The following is a 23,883-nucleotide window of genomic DNA, read 5'->3' as shown; positions in this document are numbered from 1 at the left end:
CGTTAGGAACAAAAATAAAAACCTCACAATAAGGGGGACCGTATGGTTAACTCATTAATATAATTTGGATTTTTTATTCTGTGACTAGAACAAAAAATCCTACTCTTAAGACGTAAGTAGTAGGACTTTTTTGTCATATGACAAGCACAGTACATCTGGAGAAAGTGTCTGCTCTTACATTATTCACGCTTTACAGTGTAAATTGGCTGCAGTTCATTGCGTTGAATGATCCACTTTACAGTGTAAATCATCTAATAGTCGATTGAGGTCATGACGGAGGGTAGCCTCAATCATTTTCCGTCCAGTGAGGTTTAATTGACTGGCACACTCTTGCCAACTTTTCCTTTGCAATACTTTGACAATAAGTACATCAGATAATCGTGATAGAGCAGCTTTATCCAATGAAGTAATTAGCCGATGAATCCATACACTCACACTCTCATAATCCGCACCGCCTTGTGCGTAACAACGCAGCAATGAATAAGGTAGGAAATTAACTTCATTTGAATCCGCGCATGCGACACGATCTCGGACCAATGACAAGGTGGTCCGAACCAAAGCCGGCTCTAAACTTTGTAAAGAATCAGATAGAGAGAAAATGAAATGCTGTTCGAAAATCTGTTCTGCCCGAGTTAACCAATCCAATTTTTTCGCTTGAACCATGATTAAGGAAAAACAGCCACTCGCACTGTCTCTGTGGCTCCCTAGTTTTATCGGAACAAATTGGTTCTTAGCCCAAAAAGCCATTAAATCGCTCGTTACGCCAAAACTCGTCGCTAAATAGTCGGCATCATTTTCCAGCATGCACGCTTCAATCAAGCGGCTGCCCAACCCTTGATTTTGTAATTCGGGATGAACTGCAATACGCATGATGCGCTGACAAACACTCTGCGCAGCCTGCGTAATACCAACTTGATTAGCTAAGCAAACAGGAACTAGATGACCTTTAGGACGTCGCTTTCCTCGTTGGATTTCTTCCACTAAAGCGTTACAAAGCCCACCTTCACGTACTGTCAGCAAACAACCGACACAAACCTCGCCTACCATTGCAGCAACTAGCTGAACTTTATCGTCCGCTAAAAAATGAAATAGATCGTTCGGTGATGTCTGGTAATGAGCATTCACTAATAACGAAAAAATAGCGGCTAAGCGTGTCGGGTTGGCAATGAGTTGAGCCTTATCCAGATGCTCAATGTTAAGTGTCGCTAACTGTTCTGATGTCATCGTCGGCAATGTAGCTAAATCATAACGAAGGAGGAAAGTATCGTAATGCCACGCTTCTAACGGATCACCCTGACGCCAACGGATCGGCTGATCTAAATGGAGAGTTCGAGTCCCAGCTCGATGGTGTGCTAACCAAGTTTGAAACTTAAGCGTGAACCCTCTCCCACACCCTTCGTAGCCATGAATGGTGGTAGAGAAGACCGCACGATGATAGTGTTCAACCCAGTTTTTTAACATTGATAAAGGCAGCGCGGCCGCTTCATCTACCAATAGGAGATCACACTGTGGCCGATGTAAAATCAGCTCATCCGGTGCCACAAACGTCAATGACGAGTTTTGCCAAGTAAGGGATTGTCTGGTGACGCGAGCGCCTGCTAAACCTTTAGCCGCATGTTCAAATATCGGCGCTACGGCATGGATTGAGGGTGCCGTGACCACAATATCTAATGAACGAGACGCCATCAATTTAGCCGCAGCAATACCAAGCGCGCTGCTTTTCCCTCGTCCCCGATCGGCAGTGAGAACCAATGGTCGCTTGCGATGCCCATCCATCACACGAAGAATTGCTGAAACCGCATCAACTTGCTGTTCATAAATCGGTAATTGAGAACTGACTCGTGGATAAACGGGTAAAGGAAGGCAAGGTTGATTCTGTTCTATAACAACAAGCTGTTCGAACGCTCGCGTTAACCAGCGCTCAGCAAAAGAGTCATTACGCTGAGGGGCTTCAATGATCAACAGTAACCCACCACCGACCAGTGAACCCAGCGCAGCACTGAAACTGTTCGCATCAAAACCATGGTGATTGTCACAAATAAGTAAATGGCATTCTTGACCAAGAAACTGCTGCCCTTTGTTGAAGGGGGCATAACGAACGCATGGTAACGGTTCTCCGCCTAACTGAAATATGGCTTGCCCCTCATTTTTTGCGAGAAAATGCATAAGCACGTGTTGTTGCCATTGAGGCTCACCACGGATTAAGAGCCCCATACGCCATAGGCTATTCTCAGCCTGCACCATCAAATCATCTAAATAAGCCGCTATCATGTTCATATTTACGCCACCTCGCTGAAACGCAATGGTAGCACAGCCGCTATAATCACTGTGCGTCGTTAAAAATATTTTTCTTTACGACAAATTATATTTGCTTTAATCGTGACCATTTTTAACTAATTATTCACCTACACCCCAGTACACTTCTGGGCTATTTAAGGAATTCAAATGCAATGAAAACTTTCATCAAAGGATTGGTTTTGGCAGCAGCTCTAACTTCTTCACACGTAAGCGCAGACAACAAAACACTCAACGTTTATGCATGGGGAGGATATCTTCCAGAAAAATCCCTCAAGCAGTTTGAGCAGCAGGAAGGGGTAACGATTAACTATTCGACCTTTGAAAATAACGAGTCAATGTATACCAAGCTCAAGTTGCTCAAAGGTGGCGGTTATGATGTGGTTTTTGCCTCAGCGTATTTCATTGAAAAAATGGGACGTGAAGGGTTACTAACCGAGCTGGATCATGCACAAATCCCGAACATGAAAGATGCCATGCCTTCACTACTCGGCCAAGCACACGATCCCAAAAATAGTTATTCCCTGCCCTATATTTGGGGGATCACTGGCCTCAGCTATAACGAAGCATTAGTACCAGAAGGTGTCTCTCGCTGGGCTGATTTGTGGGATAAGAAATATAGCCAACAAGTGATGTTGATTGACGATATTCGCGATGTCTTTGGTATGGCGCTGATCTTAAATGGCTTCAGTATTAATACAAAAAATGAAAAAGAGATTGAAAAAGCCTACCAATCATTGGTCGCGTTAAAAGATAATGTACTGTTGTATAACTCTGATGCGCCACATGTGCCTTATGTCTCAGGTGAAGCAGCGTTAGGGATGCAATGGAACGGGAATGCCTACCAAGGCCAAGTTGAGATGCCAGAGCTAAAATTTGTAATGCCGGAAGAAGGCGCAGTCTTGTGGATGGATAACTTTACTATTCCATCAGGCAGCAACAACAAAGCGTTGGCGCATAAATTCATCAACTTCATGTATCAAGCAGAGAACCAAGCTGAGATTGTCAATAGCTTAGGCTATGCATCGGCAACAAAAAGTGGACGAGCGTTGCTTCCAGCAGAGCTTCGCGACAATCCAACGATTTTTCCAGCCGATGAAGATATGGCTAAAGGGGAATTCATTAATGATGTTGGGCCTGAAGCACTCGCTATCTACGAAAAATACTGGCAGCGTTTAAGAAATCAATAGATTCGAACTGAATAGACTTAGTTACTAAAAAACCCGCCGTGGCGGGTTTTTATTCTTTACATGATGGATGCTTAATCAAGCTTAGATTGGATAAAATCTAATATTTCTTGCACCGTAGCATCATCCACCTTTTTCAAATTAAGCGCTAAATTACTGCCTTTACGACTGTAACTTACGCGGCCTTTGATCAGATCAATTTTTACATGCTCAGTGCGCTTAGGTGGCAACAACTCTTGTATCCAAGACTCTATTGTCTCTGTGACTTCTTTCGTCAATCGGGCAACACCTTGTACGCTACTACGCTGCCAAACAAATCCATCTTCAGATTGACACTTTTCCAACAAATTTGCTTGCTGCTTTGCATCGAGTTCATTAAATTGTTTATGTAATTTAACTATGGTTGGACGACCTAATTCAACCACATTTGGATAAGCTTGCAATAGCTCAAGTGGCAAAGCCGCTGCTTTTAGAGCACCACTTACTAGGGCCTCACTGCACTGAAATATCTTGGCTAAAGCTTTTTGGTCTTCCGCTTCACCGTTATCCAGCTTCGCTTGCATCTCTTTACCCTTCTCATAAAGAGAAAGCGGCTTGTGCGCGTTTGCCACATCCGAAAGAAACTTCGCATGTTCCGAGTTTATGTCTTCAGCGACATAAACCAAAAATTCTTTACCCGCCAAGATACAAGACATTCGACGACGGCTGCCATCAAGGACTTCAATTTTGCCCCCAGCGGTTTTACGACCAACCGCAGGATATTGCTGACCACGCTCGCGTAATGTACTCAATACATCAGATAGAGCATGCTCATTCAGAAAAGCTTGTTCACGCGCATTCTGCGTAAAAACAATCGTCTTTTCCGCTACTTGATCAGCGGGAATCCTGACCAGTTCGAAAGTGACTAACTCTTCTCCCGCAACCGCCAATTCGATGATTTGCGCTTGTTCTTTCGCTGCCGTTTGGGCTTCTTGCGGGGTGGTTGCACGTCGCTTATTCGCTTTACCAAACAGTTTCGCATTTAGTTCAGACGTTTTAATTGCCATGTTTTACTTACCCCTGATTTAGTGATGACCAATGACTGTGAAGCACTCGCTCAAGCTCCAGTGCACTTTTTTGCACAGCGTCTTGCGCAGTCGCTAGCGTCTTTTTACCACCTTCAAAATCGCTGGTGGTGAGATCAAAAACGGTGCTGTAGGTGTCAGCACAGGTTTCAAATGCTCGGCTACGCGGAATCGTCGCCATCATGACTTGATCACCCAACAGGTAATTCATTTCCGTTAATACCGAGACTTGCTTTTTATTATCATCTTCAAACATCGTCGGCATCAAACGTACAAATTCTAACCCTTTCCAATCTTCTGGAAACATTTCATAAACCGTAGGAAGGTGTTGAAAGAAATTGACGGTTGACGCCCAATCTAATCGCTTAGCCGCGCACGGGATCAGTAATGCATTGGAAGCATACATTGCATTCCATACCAATGGATCAACGTGTGGGCCAGTATCAATCATAATGATGTCAAAATCATCGCCAATCTTATCGATAAGTTTCTCTTTCAGCAGTCGAACAATATCAAGCGATTGGTTTTGCGAAAGATACTGCCACGCTTCTGCGTTAAACATTGCATCTTCAGGAAATGCAGAGATGGTTTTTAAATTAGGATATTGGGTTGGCAACATCACGTTCTTATGTAAGAACGCCTTGTCCACTTCAGTGTCTTCAGGCACGTTGTCTAACATAATATCAACGGCAGAATAGATATTACTGTGCTCTGATAAACTTATTTGCGGGTTGAGAAATAACCGTAATGAACCTTGCGGATCTAAGTCAATCAAGCAGATACGGTAACGCTGATCCAAATTCAGGGCGAGGCACGCGGCTAGATGGACAGCCGTCATTGATTTACCTGTCCCCCCCTTTTGGTTCTGAACATTGATGACCCAAGGCTTATGATCACCATGCTTTTTTCTTTGGTGGAACTTAGGCACACCAGCGGCATCCATGAGCATGTGGGCTTCCGCTAAAGAAATTGAATAGTGATTTGCATTGTTTTTAGTAAATTGATGGCCAGCTTGTTCCATTTTGGAAATGGCATCATCTAGCTTACGGCGTGTTAAGCCTGAACGAGTTTCCATTAGCGCTTTTGACATCGCTGGGAAATGGTCATCACTACGTTCTTCTAAAACAATTTCAATTCGGTCAGCTTGCACCTGTTGAGTTTGCTCGGCGAGCTGGTAGAGATTCGCTATGGTTTGTTCTCTTTTCATTGCCAAATTCCATAATAAGTACCTAACGCAGATTGTACAGCAAACAATTTAATACTCAACAAAAAGGTGAACATTCACTTTTAGATTAATATCACAATAAATAGAAAAACATATCGGAATTTAATGAATTGACCTCATTATGGTTATCATTTTTCCTTAAATAATGGGTAACTTAGTCCATTATTTATTTGAACATTAAAAATATTACAACGTAACTTATTTACATTGTAAATGAGCTTAAAATACCCGGAACGATTAGAGAAGCAGCATAATTTACGGTATGTGTCATTTGGAATGATGTTCCCCCGGCAGATCAATTAAATAATCGTACAACATGAATAATAATAACTAGAGCGATAGGGCAGGGGAAACTTATCCTTTTAGTCAGGGAAACAGGACGCATGATCAAGGCTAACATGATGATCATGCGTCCGAAGAGATCCCTCGCCACAGGAACAATGATCAAGAGGAATTGGCGCCTTCCTTATCGGCAAATAATCAGAAAACAAATGGATCTTCATCGGATCAATGATCAAGTGTGATTTAAGCTCGGAAGCATGTAAAAATAGCGCATAATTACGGGTGATTGCAGATGGAGTAGGGGCTGAGCAAGATACCTAGTACATAACAAGTCAAATTTAAAACACACCAAATAACAAAACCTTCTTCAATACGCTCTTGATCATGCTTTCGACACACTCTCACTCCTTATAATAGAAGCCGTTAAAAGAGTTATTTGTCATTTCAATTCGTGTTTATGCCAAAATCGACTTTGAAAGAACATTTAATGCACTTCCTTGATCATCTTTCCAAAGAAAAACCAAGCCCATATTCTTCATCTAGCTCAAATAAAATAATCACTTCAACTCATCATGTGGATAAGTTGTGCATGAGCCATGATCATGCTTTAAGAAAGTGTTTGATCATTGATTCAGTCGTCTGATGATCATCGTTCGGAATGTGATTGATCATGCTTTCTTCTCTACAATGATCATGTTTTCAGTTTTCTATGATCATGCTTCTGAAGGGGATTTTTTTTTATCCCTATAAAACAATCAATTAGGCTGTTCATTAAGGCCTGATCATTAGATCATATAAGCAATATAGATCAGAATAATCAAAAAGATCAGTTATTTAAAAGCAATAAGTTTTTCTTTATTTATGATCTCTTTTTCTTTATTCTATTGGAACTATAGCGATATTACGGCTAGTGTGATACGGATCTAATAATGAACGCAGACGAAAAAATATTGATCAAAGCACCAAGGAGCCACAAAGATGGGCATCTTTTTGAAGTTTCAGAAACTGCTGTTGATTGGGTTGATCAATACCAACATTTTAAAGGTGTTACCAAAAGTATCGTTGAACTTCTTAACCTGATCTCATTAAGAGGTTTCCGCAGCCAAGATGGGTTAGTCTCAACAACAGAGTTAATTGAAGCAACCGATGGCCAATTGACCAGAGCGGCTATTCAGCAACGGCTGCGTGCTGCAGTAAGTATTGGTTTATTTAAACAGATCCCGGTGAGATTTGAAGAAGGTTTAGCCGGCAAGACAATGCTGCATAAATTTGTTAACCCAAATAAGCTCATCTCTGTGCTTGGTTCAACCAGTCTGGTAACTGAATCAGTAAAACAGACAGAAAAACGCAAGCGTTCAAAAGCGCTGGCTCAAACTCAGGTCAATAAGCGTTTGTTGACAGAACATGGGCTAAATATTCCACCAGCGATGAAAGACGAAGCGGATCAGTTTGTGGTTTCACCCACCAATTGGGCTGGGATCATTGATCAAGCATTAGCTCCACCGAGAACTCGTAAAAGCTACCAGAAATCAATGGTATCGATTTCTGGTACCCGTGCGATCATTGAAACTCGTTCTTCCAAAAATATCATGACAGTGGATGATCTAATGACACTGTTTGCATTGTTCACCTTAACGGTGCAATACCACGATCATCACCAAGAAGATTACCAACTTAATACCAAACACACACCGAATAAAACCCCATTGTACATTACTGACATTTTGTCGCTTCGCGGTAAAAAAGATAGTGGCCCAGCAAGAGATTCTATTCGCGATAGTATTGATCGGATTGAATTTACAGACTTCCAACTGCATGAGTTAACCGGCCGTTGGCTGAGTGAAAACATGCCAGAAGGATTTAAGAGTGATCGTTTTCGGTTCCTAGCAAGAACGATCACCGCTTCTGAAGAAGCGCCAACGGAAGGGGCTGATGGTGAAATTAGGATCAAACCTAATTTGTACATTTTGGTGTGGGAACCTTCATTCTACGAAGAGTTACTCACTCGCGATTACTTTTTCTTGTTTCCACCAGAGATCCTAAAGCAACATACGTTGGTCTTCCAACTCTACTCCTATTTCCGCAGTCGCATGTCGCGTCGCCATACCGACAGCATGCTACTGAGTGAATTGAACCAAAAGTTGGCCCGTAATATCGAATGGCGTCGTTTTTCGATGGATCTTGTCCGTGAGCTAAAACGATTATCGGAAGGAAAGGGCAGCGATTCGTTATTTGTCGTGAATCTTTGGGGCTATCATTTGACGGTCACCACACTGGTGGATAAAGAAAAAGTGATGGATTACCAAGTCGACATTAAGTGCGATGTGGAAGAAGTCCTGCGCTACTCGCGCGCTCGTACCACCAATGCAGGCAAACGCAACATGGCTCCAACGTTACCTAACCCACTGCGCAATGAGATGGTTTCTAAGCAAAAACTAGAAGAGCTTTCTGAGATCATTGATGGTGAATTTGAACCGATTCAACGTAAAGCACCGTCTCCAAAGGGTAAGCTGGGACGAAGAGTCAAGCAGCGCAAACACCTAGTAGAGATCAATGCCGATGAAATTACGATTACCTTATCTAAATATACCTCTCCAGAGGCCCTAGAACGCAGTATAACGGCGTTATCAGCAATGACTGGACACCCACCATCCTCTATCAAGGAAGAGTGTACAGAGCTGATTGATAAGCTGGATTGGCTGAGGGTTGGAAATGAGGCGATCTCTTATGAGACGTTAAGTAAATTGATCGAGCTCTATAACACGAAAAACGAGAATAAACATTTATCGATCGAACGTTTGATCTCGGGTCTCGCAGTACGCCGCAAAGTGTGTAAGCAAGTGTACGAGGGGCATTTAGATGAATCCGTATTCCGGGCACTTGATGAAGTCGCTATTGGTATTTAAAAGGTATTTAAAACCAATTTACAACACAACCTTGACACGTAGCTGACATTTTGTTTTAGAAGGTTCGTTAGTATAGAAAACGAATAGACAACCTTTTGTCCTATCTGATGAATTAATAGATTGGCTCATATATGTTTTTAGCGAGTTATATAACTCGCTATTTTTTTATCTGTTGATCCCTGCAATCAATTAATACCCTCGCTTTATACCTTGATCATTGTTCCACGCGTAGTATGCAAGAAATCGAACATGAGCATCAATTAAACTTCGGGATAAGGCCTCATCAACGTGCTGTTGATTGAGATGCTCCAAACTCAGTACCATCAACTGCTGCATCCGTTTTATACACCAAGATTTTAACTCAAGTTCACTACTCGGCTCCGAGACACAACGCTGAAAACGAGCGTAAGCAAGCTGCAGATATTGGAAGGCAAGCTCACCGTCAATAAGCTTGTAGTACTCATATTGGCGCAGGCAAGCATCAAGCCAACAAGCAATTGCTTTACTTTGATCATCACTCAGATCCGGCCCCCAGATCTCTTGTGGAGCATTAAGGATCAGAGGTTGTAATTGAGCCACCTGATCATAGCGCTTGTTCAGATGCCATTGATGGATCTCAGTTAACCAGTCGTGAAGCTTACACATCGCGTCTTACCTACAACTTTAAATGCATTAACTACAGTCTGGTGTATTTCAAGCTTATTTGCCAAACAGAAATGGGGAACCATGAGCTAAAAATCAGCACATTGAAAGAGCGTGGGGTAGGGGGGCTGCGACAGTATGCAACAGAATAAAATGAGCGCTAAAACGCTTGAATTCATGTATGCAATATTTAAATCTAGCCTCGTCTAGCAAGGTTGGCAAAGTAATATTAATAGTTTTAAAAATAAGGTTTCTAAACCATCGCCAAAATCACAATATGGACGAAATATGCTTAACAAATCAAATATCGTTTGCTACAGATTACATGTCCCTTACGTGGTTTGTTCGGAGGTAACAATGTCCATAAATTCTATTGACCATGACGAAATGACTGATATTGCAAATAAGTGGGACTTCACGGAAGAAGTAGAAACTCAAAAACCAGTTAAAAACCTTAAATCAGCCGAAGCTCGCCGTCGTATTGAAGCATTAAGAGAGATTCGAGAAAGTGGTTTAACCATTGAAGAAGCGAAGGAGCTAGGCATACTTCACTGACGAGTTCTCACCATTAATCCCCTAAGGGTGGCGCATAGCCACCCTTTATATTTTCCAATTTTCTTGATTTCATACCGATAAATTGCACATTTATGCTCTTAATTTTCCTATGTCCTATGCTATATTTCGTGCCACGTATTTACCGATCTAGGCTAACTCATGTCCTTCAACCTATCTTTACTTGCCGCTGAAGAGAAAAACAAAGTAGAGCTCGATAAACAAGCTTCCTTTCTTGTTTGGAAACTCAAGCAAGGAAAAGCAGGGCCTGAAGCGATCACTCAGCAGCAGTCTAAAATTGCCAGTGAGGCCGAAAGAGAGTGGTTTTTACAATCGGTGAACAAATACAAAAGAGTGATGGGTGTTGCGTAGCATTCATGTCTTTGCTAAGTGGAAAATTGAAATGATCCCACTTTTTGCTAAAATCCCTCGCGTTAAATTGAATTAGAGAGATCATCCCTATGGGAAGAAGTTTTGAAGTGCGCAAAGCCTCAATGGCGAAAACTCAAGGCGCAAAAATTAAAGTCTATTCCAAATACGGTAAAGAAATTTACATGTGTGCGAAAAATGGTGGTTCGGACCCAGACATGAACTTGTCTTTGCGCCACCTGATCACAAAAGCGAAGAAAGACCAAGTTCCAGGCCACGTTATTGATAAAGCGCTAGATAAAGCCAGTGGTGGTGGTGGTGAAGACTACCAACCTGCTCGTTACGAAGGTTTTGGCCCTGGCGGCGCAAGTGTTATCGTTGACTGCTTAACAGATAACGGCAACCGTACGTTCCAAGATGTGCGTCAATGCTTTGTTAAAACGGGTGCGAAAATTGGTACTCCAGGTACCGTATCACATATGTTTGATCACCAAGCGGTATTTCAGTTCAAAGGGGATGATGAAGATTCTATCCTTGAAGCACTGATGATGGATGATGTCGATGTGACGGATGTTGAACTGGAAGATGGTGTGATCACTGTATTTGCACCTAACACTGAATTCTTCAAAGTGAAAACATCGCTAAATAATCAGTTCCCTGATTTGACTATCGATGTGGAAGAAATCACGTTCGTTCCACAAACACACACACCGGTCACGGGCGAAGAGGCGGAGAAATTCCAGAAGTTCCTCGACATGCTAGATGACTGTGATGATGTACAGCAGGTTTACCATAACGCTGAGCTGTAATAGAGCGAATTAATGAGAAGCCGAGTGATTGACTCGGCTTTTTTTTATCTGTGCATTGCTAACCGTGGTCTTATTCATAGAGAATGACGCAAGGATACATACAGCCCACACTCAGTTACGTGTGTTCGTCCGTTTGGGCTGCTGGGTAATAATAAAAGGAGAAGTTAATGAAAGTCAGTTTTATTGGATTAGGGGTTATGGGATACCCTATGGCTGGGCATCTAAAAAACGCAGGATTTGATGTTAGCGTCTACAACCGCACTCAAGCTAAAGCGCAGCAGTGGGCGCAGCAGTATCATGGGTATGCAGCGCAAACAGTCGCAGAGTGCGTGCAAGATGCCGATGTGGTTTTAACCTGCGTTGGCAATGATGATGATGTCCGTAGCATGACGACCAGTGACGGCGGCGCGATAGGGGCGATGAAACGCGGCGCAATTTTGGTTGATCACACCACCACATCGGCACTGTTAGCCGAAGAGCTGGCGTCTGCGACTCATAAAGCGGGCATTCGCTTTATGGATGCTCCTGTTTCTGGTGGCCAAGCAGGGGCTGAAAATGGTGTGCTAACCATTATGTGTGGTGGAGATGCCGAACTGTTTGAGCAGCTGCAACCCGTATTTCGTGCTTATGGCAAGTCATCGGTGCTGATGGGGAAAGCAGGGCAAGGACAACGCGCAAAAATGGTCAATCAAATTTGCATTGCTGGCGTATTAAATGGCCTGTCGGAAGGATTGATCTTAGCGGAAAAGTCAGGGTTAGATATTGGCGTTTTGGTTGATTGTTTGAAAAATGGAGCCGCAGGTTCATGGCAGATGGAAAACCGCGCTGTGAATATGTCAATAGGTAAATTTGATTACGGCTTTGCCATTGATTGGATGATCAAAGACTTGGGCTTTTGTTTGGATGAAGCGCAACGAAACGATCTAAAATTGCCGATGACAGAAAAAACTTATCATGCTTACCAAGCCTTGTCTGAGCAAGGTGAGGGAAGAATGGATACTTCTATCCTTATCAAAGCCGTTAATTCATAAATATCACAGCTCAGAGATAGACTCAATTGGCCCTATTTAGGGCCATTTACACTGTAAACCTATAAATCGATTCCTATTTATCTTCTGGCCCCGCATACCTACAGTGTCTATCTGTGTGCCTCTTTTCGAAAAACAATTGTATAAAACCATGATTGCCTACCGATTAGGGAGGACAAATGTCCTTCATTTTTGTTTGCTGTGCGTGACAGTGCTGGATGAATCGTCAACTAATTACATTTACTGAAAAATCTTAAAATTTGGTTTTTAGTTTCAATAAAATCACATAAAACCAGTTTAATATGCTGTTAATTCGGTGTTTTCATGGTTTTCAATCCAAGCCAAGTCCCTTGATTATAGTGATTATGACCAAGGTCTCAAAATGATCATAATGATTAATAGGAGTAGGATTCGCGACATTATTATTTTTATATAAGTGAAAAAGCAGTGAAAGACACTAAGGAAATGGCTCATTTTAGTCATGTTCAGATTTCCAATTGGACTAAACACGACACCTATTGGCTACTCAGTTTATTTGGTACGGCCGTTGGGGCTGGCATTCTATTTTTGCCAATCAACATTGGGTTAGGTGGTTTCTGGCCATTAGTGTTAATGGTCTTACTCGCTTTTCCGATGACTTATCTCTCTCATCGTGGTCTTGCTCGTTTTGTTCTCTCATCGCGCCGTCCTAATGCCGATTTTACCGACGTTGTTGAAGAACACTTTGGCCAAAGGGCTGGTCGCTTGATCTCTTTGCTGTATTTCCTCTCTATTTTCCCAATCTTACTGATTTACGGTGTCGGTCTAACTAACACTGTTGATAGCTTTTTGGTTAATCAAGCGCAGATGGTCGCTCCCCCTCGAGTGCTACTTTCTGGTGGCTTAGTCTTTGCGTTAATTGCCATTATGCTGGGTGGCGAGAAGATCATGTTGCGCGCTTTTGCTGTTATGGTTTATCCATTGGCGGCTATTTTATTATGTCTTTCGCTCTATTTGATCCCGTATTGGTCAGTGCCGTCATTAGCATTGCCGCAAACGAGTGATTTCTTACACACAGTGTGGCTAGCCATTCCTGTCGTGGTGTTTTCTTTTAGCCACGCAGCGGCGATCTCAAGTTTTGCCAATGTTCAACGTCGTCATTATGGCGCGCTAGCGGATAAAAAATCAGAGCAGATTCTGCGTTACACCAGTCTTGTATTAATTTTGTTTGTCTTGCTGTTCGTGTTTTCTTGCGTATTGGCTTTATCACCAGAGGCATTGCAAGAAGCAAAAGTGCAAAATATTTCAGTGCTGACTTACCTTGCCAATGTCACAGATAATCCCTTTATCGCCACTCTAGGCCCTTTAGTGGCGTTTATTGCCATTACCTCTTCCTTTTTAGGGCATTTCCTTGGTGCGCGAGAAAGCCTGACTGGGTTGCTGTGTAAAAACTTTGGCCTGTCAGTGCATCTTGCTGGGCGACTCACCATTGCGATTTTGTTTGTCACGATTTGGATTGTCGCGATACTCAACCCCAGCATTCTGGGAATGATGGAAGCGTTTTCAGGCCCCGTGATCGCTATGATTCTGTTTATTATGCCGATGATTGCTGTATTCAAAGTGCCATCGCTGGCGAAGTATCAACAGCAGATGAGTACACCCTTTGTCATGGCAATAGGGTTATTGGCGGTATCGGCATTGCTTTATAATTTGCTCAATTAAATCAACCATTGGCTCCGTCACTGGAGCCAAATCAATTACTTGATTTGAGCTTTTGTTATTTGAGGTTGTGCATTATTGAGCGTTGATGCTACCTCCAGAATATCTTGCCACTCATTGTAAGCTGATTGGTACCAAACTTGCTCCAGAATGACCGCTTGTGAATCTTGTGCTTTGGTAAGGTTAGAAACGACGTTGTTGGTTTCATTGTATAAACTGAGCACCGTGGTTTGTAGTGTATCTAAGGATCGGCTGATCGCCGCACAATCGTTGTTAACTTGATCGACACTTAGCAATAGGGCATTGAGAGACGCGATTTGTTGTTGATCTTGAGAGAGCGTTTGTTGATCGTGGTTGATGGTATTTAAAGATGATTGGATATCGCTTTGCAGGCTAGATATTTCACTTTGTGCTTCTACAATAGAGCTAACACCAAACCCTGCCAATATCAAAGAACCTCCCAGTGTAAACGGAGCAAGCACCACGCCAAAAATCGTTTCAAATATCCCTTTCTTACGCTGCGATTGAGCATTCGCAATGGCGGTTTTAAATGCTGCTATCTGTTGTTTCATTAGATCAATTTGGGCGTTGGTGGCGATAATTTCTGCTTGGATGGAAACTTCTTCTTGCTGGATCTGTGCAATAGTTTGTTGCAATGTGTTATGAGCATCTTCCACTTGGCGAGCCCAAGAATTCAATCCCTCATCATAACGTTTTATATTTGATGTAAGACTTTGAATCGGATTTTGTAATGTTAAGATTAATGAAGTTAGCTGCTTTAGTTGAGCGGTGTCAAAACGGGTTTCTAGTGCTTTGAATAACGTTAAAATTTGAACATTAGAATCTTTGAATGTATTCGCAATGGAAAGAACACTGTCCATAATGTCATTTGAAAAATATAAATTACCACTCAAACGCCATTGCCGTACCAGTTTTTGCACCGCATTTAAATTTTGTTCTACCTGAGCATACCAATGTTCTGCATTGCCTTGATCAATATAAGTTTCAACAACGCCTTGGCATGCAGAATTTAGTAACACCATAGCGCTAATAGATGCAGAAATGTCGGTTTGAAGTTGCTCGCTGGCTGATTGATTCATGATGGTCCTCGAAAAAGAATAAAAGGGGGCGTAACCCCCCTTTAGTAATGTTTAAGCTGCTTGTTTTACTGCAGGTGCTAACTCTTTCGTTTCGATAGCTATTTTTGCGCTAGCTAGCTGTTTAGCAAGTTCAACCGCATCATCCCATTCGTTTTTCGCTGCGTCAGACATCACTTTTTCCATAATAATGCTCTGCATGGATGCACCATTATTAAGCTTGGTTACTACATCATCTAACTCGTTGCCAAAGACAGTCCACGTCGTTTCAAAATCAGATAATACTGATGTCGATGTTTCAATCGCTGAAACGACGGCGCTACTGGCATTGGAAAGCCCCTGTAAAGCGATAATCTGTTGTTGATCTTCAGCTTTTTGCTTTTGTTCTTGCGCGATGCTGTCGTAGTCATCATCAATTTGATTTTGTAATACGCCCCACGTAACACCACCAGCAATAATCGATGCCGCGCCAACGGCTGCGATACCGCCGGAGACTACAGCTGCGGTGCCAGCGGTTGCGACGGTAAGCGCAACGCCTGCGACGAGCATAAAGATGCCAACACCAACCGCAACTTGTGCATAGACTAGATCTTTATTCAGTTTCTCAATGGCTGCACGATTGTTGTCTATTGCGTTATTCATACTTTCAATATCTGTTTGTAAATCGATAATTGTTTTTTGAATATTGGTCGCACCATTGACTAAGTCATCATGTGCTGCTTGCATTTTCACCCCCCAATCAGAGAGTTCCTTATTCATCCCTTTGACTGTGGCTTCGATACCGCTGACTTGAGAAGATAGGGCGGTCATAATCTGTGAAGCTTGCTGAACCGTTGTATTGTCTTTGCCACTTGCTGTTGGATCCGCTTTATATAACTCATGAATGGCATCGATTGATGCTTGGAAAGTGGCGTCAAAATTAATTACGCTGGAGGGAATCGATGCTGATACTTGTGGTCCCAAATCGTCAATCCATTGCTTAGCAACCAATTTTGCTGAGTCTAATTTTTTACTCAGGTCATCAAACCAATCTGGTTTTACCGTAGGTGGCGTAAACTGTGTGTTTAAAATGGCATGGCACTGCGCTGTGATGACTGTGGTTGCCAAAAATGCAGATTGAGTGGTTTGCTGTGTTGGGTTCAACTGAGTAACTTGTTGTGACATTGTGTATCTCCTTTACTGTTCTTGAATGGTGTTATTTAGCGTGTTGACTAAAACGGGTTTTCCAATGTTTGGCGGTAAACTAATGAGTTGCACAAATTCTGAAATAGTTTTCCATGAGGCTGAAGCAATCTTGATGGTTTGCAAATCAGTCAATAGGGCAGGGTCTGAACCGCTTTGTAAGGCGTTGATCAGTTCGTTTACCTTGTCTAATTCGTCTTGCCATAACAATGAAAGTGCTGGCAAGTTATCATCAATCTTTAGGAATTCTTCGCTCATGTTGCTGAGGGTTTGAATAATGGCTTTAGTAATGGCAGCCGCTTGTGCTTCTTCACTGGCTAGTGTTTGTAATTGAGTGAGTTTGTCTAAATCTTGTTGTACCTCTTTCGCGCTCGATATTGTGCTGTATGCACTGTAACCAACCGTGAATAGCGCACCAGCAAAGGAAAGGAATGGCACAGACGTCGTTGCTCCCATTACGACACCGTAGGAAATAGTGACCATACTTTGTATGTAAGCTTTTCCTGCTCTTAATTGGGCCGCCGTGACATTGGCTCCTAAACTGGCAATGGATTGCGATAGAGAGCCTATCTCTGTTGCAATGCGTACCATTGCTTGTTCTTCGCTCGCAAGTTCATTCCAGCCATCTTGAATGCTGGATGCGAGCAGCTCCTCTGCATTTTTCGCTTGGCTGTAAGATTTCGTGAAAACTTGCTGAGCTTCATTTGTTAACGTGATATTTTGCTTTAACGTTTTTTGCAATAATTGTAAGCATTCAATCCATTGCTTCGTACTTGTTATCGCCTTACTGTTTTGTGCGCAGGCATCGAACGTGGTCTGATAATTAATAAACGATGTAATAATTTGCGCAAAAATTTTAGGCTTTTGCTGCATAAACTCATTCATTACCGCTCTTAAGATCTCAGTCCTGCTTCGAACTTCTACGAGCCAGTTTGGATCTTTTGCTACATGGCCAATAAAGAGAGAGTTGCACGTTGCATCGTAGTTACTAATACCTAAAAAATCAGTATATACGTCGGTCAGCATATTTAATGCGGTATCAACATTTGGGCTTAACATGAGTTCGCCCTCTACAGTGAAATAACGAGGAAAGGATCAAACGTTAATCTTGCACCATCAATAGACAAGGTCGCATTGTATTGTTGTGTGCTGGCTTGTCCTTGCGCTTCAACTCGGCCTTCCCAGAATTCATCACCGCTTAGTCCTTGCTTAGTGGGTATACAAACTCTGTCATTTATCATTTGCCCATTAAACTCGACAATATCAACTTCATTGTCTGGTGAAATAGCGACAACTCGCCAGCATAATAATTGACCGTCTTTACAGGCTGTTTTTAACTCAGCTTGGCCTTCATTACCCGAGCCCATATATTTATTTGTATCAATGAGATAAATGTTACTTTGCAGATCTCGACTTGCCAGCGCTGCTGCTGCATCTACGACCATGAGTATTTCTACTTTTTTCATACAATGTTCCTTATTTAGATGGAGTTATTGAACTTCGAGATAAGGTGAAAAATTCATTGTTATTCCGTTTATTGAAAGAGAAATGGTATATAGATAACGCCCAGTATCCCCGCGAGTCTGAACTCTGCCTTCCCACGCGTCATTAACAGGGCTTGGTAAGCAAGCTTTTTGATCAATCATGTCACCAGAGAATCCCGTTATATTGACTTCGTCATCTGGCGAAATGGCGCAGCTACGCCAGCAAATAAACTGACCATCTTGAGATACCGTGTGGAGTTGGCACGTTCCTTCATCCCAAGAACCAAGCCATTGGTTACTATCAATTAAGTAAACGTTATCCATTAAGCTCGTGGTTGCTAATGCTCCGGCACAATCAACCACGATAAGTATTTCTATTTTTTTCATTCAATACCTACTGACGTTTATTTATGGATCCACAGAATATCACTGTACTGATTTAACCATTTCGAATGGTTTTTTGGGTTATATCTATTAAATCTTATTGATATTAGTGTTGATATTTACATGTTTATAATCTTTATGTGGATAAATATAGTTAGTGATTTCAGTTAATCAAGGTTGCATAACTAATATGTACATATCAGTATGTACATAAAATAATTTTATAATGATATTCATGGATAGATCTTAAGTTTAATTTCATTTTTGTTATTTATTAAGCACTTAATTTGCTGGCTTAATCATGTTTTTGTGTGAGATATTGAAAGGGATAATAAACGCTCATTTACTTGATGAAATTTTTATTTCAGGGTTAAATGATGATTTCAACAATGCTGGTTATTTTTACTAATAGTATTAAGTAACTTATCAACATTTATTGTTGATTGTTTTAGTGTAAGTAAAAATATATTTTTATTTTCACTTAACTTTTTAATAGGTAGGTGGTATGTCTGTGAGATAAATGAGGTCATCTACAATATTAATTATAGATAATTTCATTTTTGGCATTAACACTATGTTTAATCTAGCTAATAATATTGATTAAATTATTAGCTAGAATGACTTAACGCTAAGCGATGAGATCGTTTTTCCAGCTTTGAGCGATGAAATCAATGAATTGGCGAACCAATGGGGTTTGATAGCTACGAGAAAGATACACAGCCCATAGTGCGCTGCTTGGGCTGTGAAACTCTGGCAAAACGTGTACTAGTGTTCCTGAGGCGATAAAGACATTTGCAAGATCGCATGGTAGCCGTACGATGCCTTTGTGATGTAGGGCAGCACGGCATAAAATTTCCATATCATTAGCGCGGATGTTGCCATTCACGGTGACAGAGAGCTGTTCATTGTCTTTAACCACATCCCACTTGTTATTACTCATGTGCACAAAGCAGTTGTGCTGGGTTAAGTCATTGGGTGTATTGATAGGAGGGTGTTGGTTGAGATAGCTAGGGGAAGCGCATATGACGGTGCCGACGCTCATTAAACGGCGAGCGATGAGCGTATCATCCGGCTGTTGGGTAAAACGCAGGGCAATATCCACGCGTTCATCGACCAGTTGTGAAAGGCGATCTGAAGCGACAATGTCAATTAACACATTGGGGTGTCGTTGCGTGAAGTCTTCAACAACGGCCAATAACATGTTTTGAGCAAGGCCTATCGGCGCGGCAATGCGAATGGTACCGTTTAAGAGTTGTGACTGTTCCAACGCCCGTGTTTCAAGTTCGGCAGTTTGGTGCAAAATTTGTTCGCAACGGATTAAAGCCTCTTCACCGGCGGTGGTTAGGCTGACTTTGCGTGTCGTGCGGTGCAGTAACCTCTGCTTTAACCAATCCTCAACTTCTTGGACATGACGTGACACTTGTAATCGACTTAAGCTCAAGTTGTCTGCGGCTTTGGTAAAACTGGCAGTATTTGCCACTTCGATAAAACTGCGCATGGCGGTTAGTCTGTCCATGGTAGGCCTTTATTAGATACGAATATTGATACAATCTACATCATTTTTGGGTGTTTTTCCTCCTTCGTTTAACTACTAGACTACAATTGTTGTCGAGAAACAGAAACCGAATGAGGAAATAAATTATGAAAATTGCAGTATTAGGCGCATCAGGTTGGATTGGTAGTCACATTGTCAATGAAGCAAAAGCACGGGGCCACGAGGTGATCGCGTTAGTGCGTGATTCAAGTAAAGTTGATGCTGAAGGTGTTAGCGTTCAACTATTTGACTTACAACAGCCTTTGTCAAAAATTAGCGCTGCGTTAGCTGGTGTTGATGTCGTGATCGCTTCTATCGGCGGACGTGCAGCTGGCAACCACGATATTGTTGCAGCTACAGCGCAAAAACTGCTGTCAGATCTACCGCAAGTGGGTGTGGATCGCCTACTGTGGGTTGGTGGTGCGGGTTCATTGGAAGTCGCTCCCGGTATCAAATTGGTGACCGTAGAAGGTTTCCCTGAAGAGTACAAAGGGGAAGCATTAGCGCAAGGCGAAGCGTTGGATCTCTTCCGTGCGAGTACAAGCAAGGTTAATTGGACATTTGTTAGCCCGGCCGCTGAGATTTTTCCGGGTGAGAAACAAGGTGCTTACCGTGTGGGCGGTGACGCTCTATTGTCTGATGCTGAAGGTAACAGCAAAATCTCAGTCAGTGACTATGCCCTCGCGATGATCGATGAGTTAGAAAGTGCCGCTCACCCTCGTCAACGTATTGGTGTTGCTTACTGATACCAGACCGATAGATCCATTTGGCTATTCTCATGATCGAAAATTGCTGATAACGTGAACGAAGTAATGCTCTCTATGGGCATTACTTTTCTTTGTTTCGCTTATAGGCATTTTAATGGAAATGTTCAGTAGTACGGCGCTTATCGCCATGTTTCTTATTTTCTTGGGTTCATTTGTGCAAACGGCGATTGGTTTTGGTTTAGCGATCGTCGCAGCGCCCTTGCTGTTCTTGATCTCCGCCGATTACGTTCCTGCCCCCATTTGTATCGTGGCGCTGTTTATTTCTATCTTGAACGCCTTAAAGCATCGCTCGAACATTGAGCTCGGCGGTTTAAAAATGGCGCTGATTGGTCGCGTTCCCGGTTCAATTGCGGGCGGTATCCTTCTGGTTTTAGTCTCGACGGATGTACTGGCGTTATGGCTTGGTTTATTGGTGTTATTTGCCGTGGCTGTTAGTTTATTGCCGTATCGCATCGAACCTACCCCGATAAAAATGGGTATTGCGGGTTTTTTCTCCGGCTTCTTTGGAACTAGTTCCGCGATTGGTGGGCCGCCGATGGCGTTGATCCTACAGCATCAAGAAGCGAATCAGTTGCGTGGCAATCTTTCTGCATTTTTTGTGTTTAGCTCGATTATCTCTTTGAGCATTCAAATACCGGCAGGTTTTCTGACGTTGCATCATTTATGGATAACGATTCCGCTTATCCCCTCAGCTTGGTTGGGCTATAAGTTGGCGATGATGACCACGCAATCACTGCCCAAAGATAACATCCGTTTCGCCGCGTTGCTGCTTTGTACGATAAGCGGCGTTACGGCGGTATGGCATGGTTTAGCTTAGCGTTAATCTTCCGTTCAGGTCATGCAATGATACTGAAAGGGTTTATGGGTCTATTTTATACGGAGTAGCAGTGATGAGAACAATCGGCAATATTATTTGGTTTTTACTGGGCGGAGTGTTTATGGGGCTCGCTTGGTGGTTTTTTGGTCTCCTTGCCTTTATCAGCATTATTGGCATTCCATGGGGGCGTGCTTGCTTTGTTATCGGTAACTTTTCGTTTTTTCCTTTTGGACAAGAGGCTATTTCCCGTGATGAATTGACCAATCAGCAAGATATTGGTACCAGCCCATTTGGCTTAATCGGCAATGTGATTTGGTTTGTTTTCGCAGGTTTTTGGTTAGCCGTTGGTCATATTTTATCGGCGGTGGCGTGTTTTATTACCATTATTGGCATCCCTTTCGCACTACAGCATTTGAAACTCGCGGTTATTTCTTTGGCTCCGATTGGTAAAACCATCGTCCCGAAAGAAGAGGCGGCTAGAGCTCGCTATTCTTCTTATCGTTAATATAGGTTTTATTTTTTGCTCCTTTTCTCTCGTGTTGCTCTCTCAGTGACGAGGGGAAGGGGGCATCTTGCCAACGCGATTAATACGCTTTAATCCCAAACTCTCGCAGTTTTCTAGGCAGAATGTCATCTAAATGCGCAATGTCTTGCGGATGAATATTAATCAGAGCAAAGCCGTGATCGTAGTAAATCGCTTGAGTTTGTAAGCGCGTTTTTTCGTCGGTTGCGCCACTATCTGAACCCCAATATTGTAAATAGACTTTCCCTGTTGGCAGATAAAAATCGCACATCACATCAGCTTCTATCGGCAACTGACGCTCATAAGCGTGGACGACGCCCGCCAAATAGAGCCAATTATCGATCAATAATTCGCCGGTTGAGCGAACATAGTGGCCGTCTAAGGTGCGATGTTTTGCCTCAAATTTTTGGCGAAAGTGGGACAATGATTTATCGGTCGATTGGCTGTGAGCCTCTTGCCCTAAAAATTCGACAATGGATTGTTTCAGACGTTTATGGCGAGTCACCGTATCATGCCAAACAACAAAGAATTGCTCAGAAGATTTATCTTCACGTTGCTGAGCGCCAGCTCTGAGCCCAGCCTCCGTTACTTGCCAACCTTTTTCTGTTTTAGATATCCAGCCTAACTCACTCAATAGTTGATTTATTTTTTTTGGGTTGAGCCTGAAATGATCGCCAAGTTGAGTGGCACTTAACGTTTTCCCGTTGGTGGCTTGTGTGTCGACGAGCAAGTTTTCCGGCCAGACAATAAATTGGCCATATTGCGTGTGCTGGGCGTATTCGCCGCCAAATTTTGCTCCCAGTTCTGTTAATACCCACTTGTTGTCGAAGCGGTTAATGTACCCTGCTTTTTGGAGGTTACTGAATAGTTGTTTAGCGTCTGTATTACGCAATTTAGCCAGTGCCGAGGTTGAATGTTTTTCTACCATCGTTCTCTCCTATCTCTCTTGAAATCGATCCAACAGATTGATATCCCTACCTTACTTGAATTTTTAATAAATGACAGTGTGAGAGCATGAGATCGTTTTTAAAAAACGGAGTGGTTTGAGTGAATAATGCTTTTATTAGTATCTTAAATTGAATCAGTGAAGTTCATTATTGGATCTATTTGTTCTAAATAAAAAACAATAAGATGTTATTACTTCGAACAATGAATGAAAGGTAAACACAATGACAATTTCAAAACCGTTGATAACGGGTTTTTTGCTAGCAAGCACTTCTTTCTCAAGCTTAGCCGCATTGACGTTTCAAACGTACAACCCAGGGGAAAATGGAGTCTTTCCAGTTAGCTCAACACTGATCAGTGGTGAGAAACAAGCGATTTTAATTGATGCTCAGTTTGGTACAAAAGATGGCCAAGCTTTAGTAGACATGATTAAGCAGTCAGGTAAAGAACTTAAGGCCATCTATATTAGCGCTGGTGATCCTGATTATTATTTTGGTCTGGAACCGTTGGTTTCGGCGTTTCCTAACGTTGATGTTTTAGCAAGCCAAGCGATTGTTGAGCATATCAAGTCGACGAAAGACGCTAAGCTACAGTTTTGGGGCCCGATACTAGGAGAGAGTGCGCCAAATAAAATTATTGTCCCTAAGATTTTTGACCACAGCGAGTTTTCATTAGAAGGTGAGAAGATCGAAGTGAAAGAGCTTAATACACACCAAGCTTACTTATGGGTGCCTTCTGAGAAAACGATTGTCGGTGGTGTAGCGGTTGTCTCTGGTATGCATGTTTGGACGGCTGATAGCCAAACCCCGAAAGCGCGTGGTGAGTGGGTTCAAGCTTTAGAGAAAATGCAGATGCTTCAGCCAAAGAAAGTCATTCCTGGACATTATTTTGCTGATATACCGCAGGGTGTCGAAGCCGTAAAATTTACTAAAACCTACTTGGCGAAATTCGAACAGGCTATTTCAACCTCGAAAGACTCGGTACAAGTAGTATCTAAAATGGTCGCAGCTTATCCAGCGCTTCCAGGTAAAGAGGACCTTGAATTAAGTGCGCAAGTGAATATGGGTGAGCGTACTTGGTAACAGTATCAACG

The 23,883-nt window shown here is 42.4% G+C and carries 22 protein-coding genes; 11 read left to right on the top strand and 11 right to left on the bottom strand.

Going from position 1 to position 23,883, the window contains the following annotated elements; all coding sequences use genetic code 11:
• Window positions 1-213: 213 nt before the first annotated feature.
• Window positions 214-2,277, bottom strand: a complete 2,064-nt coding sequence (locus AACT42_RS17225; protein ID WP_094132881.1) for a tRNA(Met) cytidine acetyltransferase TmcA — start codon at window positions 2,275-2,277, stop codon at window positions 214-216.
• A gap of 173 nt (window positions 2,278-2,450) precedes the next feature.
• Here AACT42_RS17225 and AACT42_RS17220 point away from each other — a divergent pair, with 173 nt between their 5' ends.
• On the top strand, window positions 2,451-3,485 hold the full coding sequence (locus tag AACT42_RS17220; protein ID WP_017044942.1) for an ABC transporter substrate-binding protein: 1,035 nt from the start codon (window positions 2,451-2,453) through the stop codon (window positions 3,483-3,485).
• Between the two features lie 71 nt (window positions 3,486-3,556).
• Here the strand turns inward: AACT42_RS17220 and AACT42_RS17215 are convergent, their stop codons facing one another.
• Both AACT42_RS17215 and AACT42_RS17210 read right to left on the bottom strand, forming a co-directional pair.
• On the bottom strand, window positions 3,557-4,528 hold the full coding sequence (locus AACT42_RS17215; RefSeq protein WP_017049342.1) for a ParB/RepB/Spo0J family partition protein: 972 nt from the start codon (window positions 4,526-4,528) through the stop codon (window positions 3,557-3,559).
• 7 nt (window positions 4,529-4,535) lie between these two features.
• A complete protein-coding gene (locus AACT42_RS17210) occupies window positions 4,536-5,753 on the bottom strand; it encodes a ParA family protein (RefSeq protein WP_026027506.1) in 1,218 nt (405 codons plus the stop codon).
• 1,229 nt (window positions 5,754-6,982) lie between these two features.
• Here AACT42_RS17210 and AACT42_RS17205 point away from each other — a divergent pair.
• Window positions 6,983-8,959 carry a replication initiator protein RctB domain-containing protein gene (locus tag AACT42_RS17205; RefSeq protein WP_017043500.1) on the top strand — a complete coding sequence of 659 codons (1,977 nt, stop codon included), beginning with the start codon at window positions 6,983-6,985 and terminating at the stop codon, window positions 8,957-8,959.
• Between the two features lie 189 nt (window positions 8,960-9,148).
• Here AACT42_RS17205 and AACT42_RS17200 read toward each other — a convergent pair whose 3' ends face one another.
• Window positions 9,149-9,604, bottom strand: coding sequence for a transcriptional regulator (locus AACT42_RS17200; protein ID WP_094132123.1), 456 nt, complete (start codon window positions 9,602-9,604; stop codon window positions 9,149-9,151).
• A gap of 354 nt (window positions 9,605-9,958) precedes the next feature.
• Here AACT42_RS17200 and AACT42_RS17195 point away from each other — a divergent pair, with 354 nt between their 5' ends.
• The 5 genes from AACT42_RS17195 (at window position 9,959) to AACT42_RS17175 (ending at window position 14,060) form a co-directional block, all read left to right on the top strand.
• A complete protein-coding gene (locus AACT42_RS17195) occupies window positions 9,959-10,156 on the top strand; it encodes a PA3496 family putative envelope integrity protein (protein ID WP_017043498.1) in 198 nt (65 codons plus the stop codon).
• A gap of 159 nt (window positions 10,157-10,315) precedes the next feature.
• A complete protein-coding gene (locus tag AACT42_RS17190; RefSeq protein ID WP_017044944.1) occupies window positions 10,316-10,525 on the top strand; it encodes a DUF3283 family protein in 210 nt (69 codons plus the stop codon).
• An 89-nt stretch (window positions 10,526-10,614) separates the two neighbouring features.
• Window positions 10,615-11,331, top strand: a complete 717-nt coding sequence (locus AACT42_RS17185) for a YebC/PmpR family DNA-binding transcriptional regulator (protein ID WP_017044945.1) — start codon at window positions 10,615-10,617, stop codon at window positions 11,329-11,331.
• Between the two features lie 167 nt (window positions 11,332-11,498).
• Window positions 11,499-12,362, top strand: a complete 864-nt coding sequence (locus AACT42_RS17180) for an NAD(P)-dependent oxidoreductase (protein WP_094132122.1) — start codon at window positions 11,499-11,501, stop codon at window positions 12,360-12,362.
• A 462-nt stretch (window positions 12,363-12,824) separates the two neighbouring features.
• Window positions 12,825-14,060, top strand: a complete 1,236-nt coding sequence (locus tag AACT42_RS17175; RefSeq protein WP_202599505.1) for an aromatic amino acid transport family protein — start codon at window positions 12,825-12,827, stop codon at window positions 14,058-14,060.
• Between the two features lie 35 nt (window positions 14,061-14,095).
• Here AACT42_RS17175 and makE read toward each other — a convergent pair whose 3' ends face one another.
• The 6 genes from makE to AACT42_RS17145 form a co-directional block, all read right to left on the bottom strand.
• A complete protein-coding gene (gene makE / locus AACT42_RS17170; protein ID WP_094132120.1) occupies window positions 14,096-15,157 on the bottom strand; it encodes an alpha-pore-forming cytotoxin subunit MakE in 1,062 nt (353 codons plus the stop codon).
• 51 nt (window positions 15,158-15,208) lie between these two features.
• Window positions 15,209-16,318: a cytotoxin MakA gene (makA, locus tag AACT42_RS17165; protein WP_000082912.1), complete on the bottom strand. Its 1,110-nt coding sequence runs from the start codon at window positions 16,316-16,318 to the stop codon at window positions 15,209-15,211.
• Window positions 16,319-16,330: 12 nt separating this feature from the next.
• Window positions 16,331-17,395: an alpha-pore-forming cytotoxin subunit MakB gene (gene makB / locus AACT42_RS17160; protein ID WP_094132119.1), complete on the bottom strand. Its 1,065-nt coding sequence runs from the start codon at window positions 17,393-17,395 to the stop codon at window positions 16,331-16,333.
• A gap of 11 nt (window positions 17,396-17,406) precedes the next feature.
• On the bottom strand, window positions 17,407-17,802 hold the full coding sequence (makC, locus tag AACT42_RS17155) for an alpha-pore-forming tripartite toxin MakABE regulator MakC (protein ID WP_013868236.1): 396 nt from the start codon (window positions 17,800-17,802) through the stop codon (window positions 17,407-17,409).
• Between the two features lie 24 nt (window positions 17,803-17,826).
• Window positions 17,827-18,207: an alpha-pore-forming tripartite toxin MakABE regulator MakD gene (gene makD, locus AACT42_RS17150; RefSeq protein WP_013868237.1), complete on the bottom strand. Its 381-nt coding sequence runs from the start codon at window positions 18,205-18,207 to the stop codon at window positions 17,827-17,829.
• Between the two features lie 625 nt (window positions 18,208-18,832).
• Window positions 18,833-19,720, bottom strand: coding sequence for a LysR family transcriptional regulator (locus AACT42_RS17145; RefSeq protein ID WP_094132118.1), 888 nt, complete (start codon window positions 19,718-19,720; stop codon window positions 18,833-18,835).
• A gap of 125 nt (window positions 19,721-19,845) precedes the next feature.
• On the opposite strand from AACT42_RS17145, the gene AACT42_RS17140 reads away from it, so the two are divergent.
• From AACT42_RS17140 to AACT42_RS17130, 3 genes are all read left to right on the top strand, one after another.
• Window positions 19,846-20,484, top strand: coding sequence for an NAD(P)-dependent oxidoreductase (locus AACT42_RS17140; RefSeq protein ID WP_017043238.1), 639 nt, complete (start codon window positions 19,846-19,848; stop codon window positions 20,482-20,484).
• 115 nt (window positions 20,485-20,599) lie between these two features.
• Window positions 20,600-21,322, top strand: a complete 723-nt coding sequence (locus tag AACT42_RS17135; protein WP_017044952.1) for a sulfite exporter TauE/SafE family protein — start codon at window positions 20,600-20,602, stop codon at window positions 21,320-21,322.
• A 73-nt stretch (window positions 21,323-21,395) separates the two neighbouring features.
• The gene (locus AACT42_RS17130; protein ID WP_026027764.1) at window positions 21,396-21,827 is read left to right on the top strand and encodes a YccF domain-containing protein; all 432 of its coding nucleotides are present in this window, start codon (window positions 21,396-21,398) and stop codon (window positions 21,825-21,827) included.
• Between the two features lie 79 nt (window positions 21,828-21,906).
• Here AACT42_RS17130 and AACT42_RS17125 read toward each other — a convergent pair whose 3' ends face one another.
• Complete coding sequence (locus AACT42_RS17125; RefSeq protein ID WP_017044953.1) at window positions 21,907-22,773, bottom strand: hypothetical protein; 867 nt, start codon at window positions 22,771-22,773, stop codon at window positions 21,907-21,909.
• Between the two features lie 241 nt (window positions 22,774-23,014).
• On the opposite strand from AACT42_RS17125, the gene AACT42_RS17120 reads away from it, so the two are divergent.
• Window positions 23,015-23,872 (top strand): Vmh family MBL fold metallo-hydrolase, encoded by an 858-nt coding sequence (locus tag AACT42_RS17120; protein WP_017044954.1) that lies wholly within the window; start codon window positions 23,015-23,017, stop codon window positions 23,870-23,872.
• Window positions 23,873-23,883: the final 11 nt, after the last annotated feature.

Origin of the sequence: Vibrio sp. V15_P4S5T153 (assembly GCF_963874485.1) — a bacterium.
Taxonomy (GTDB): Bacteria; Pseudomonadota; Gammaproteobacteria; order Enterobacterales; family Vibrionaceae; genus Vibrio; species Vibrio anguillarum.
The sequence above is the reverse complement of the archived record's forward strand: the minus strand, read 5'-3'. Positions and strand labels throughout refer to the sequence as shown.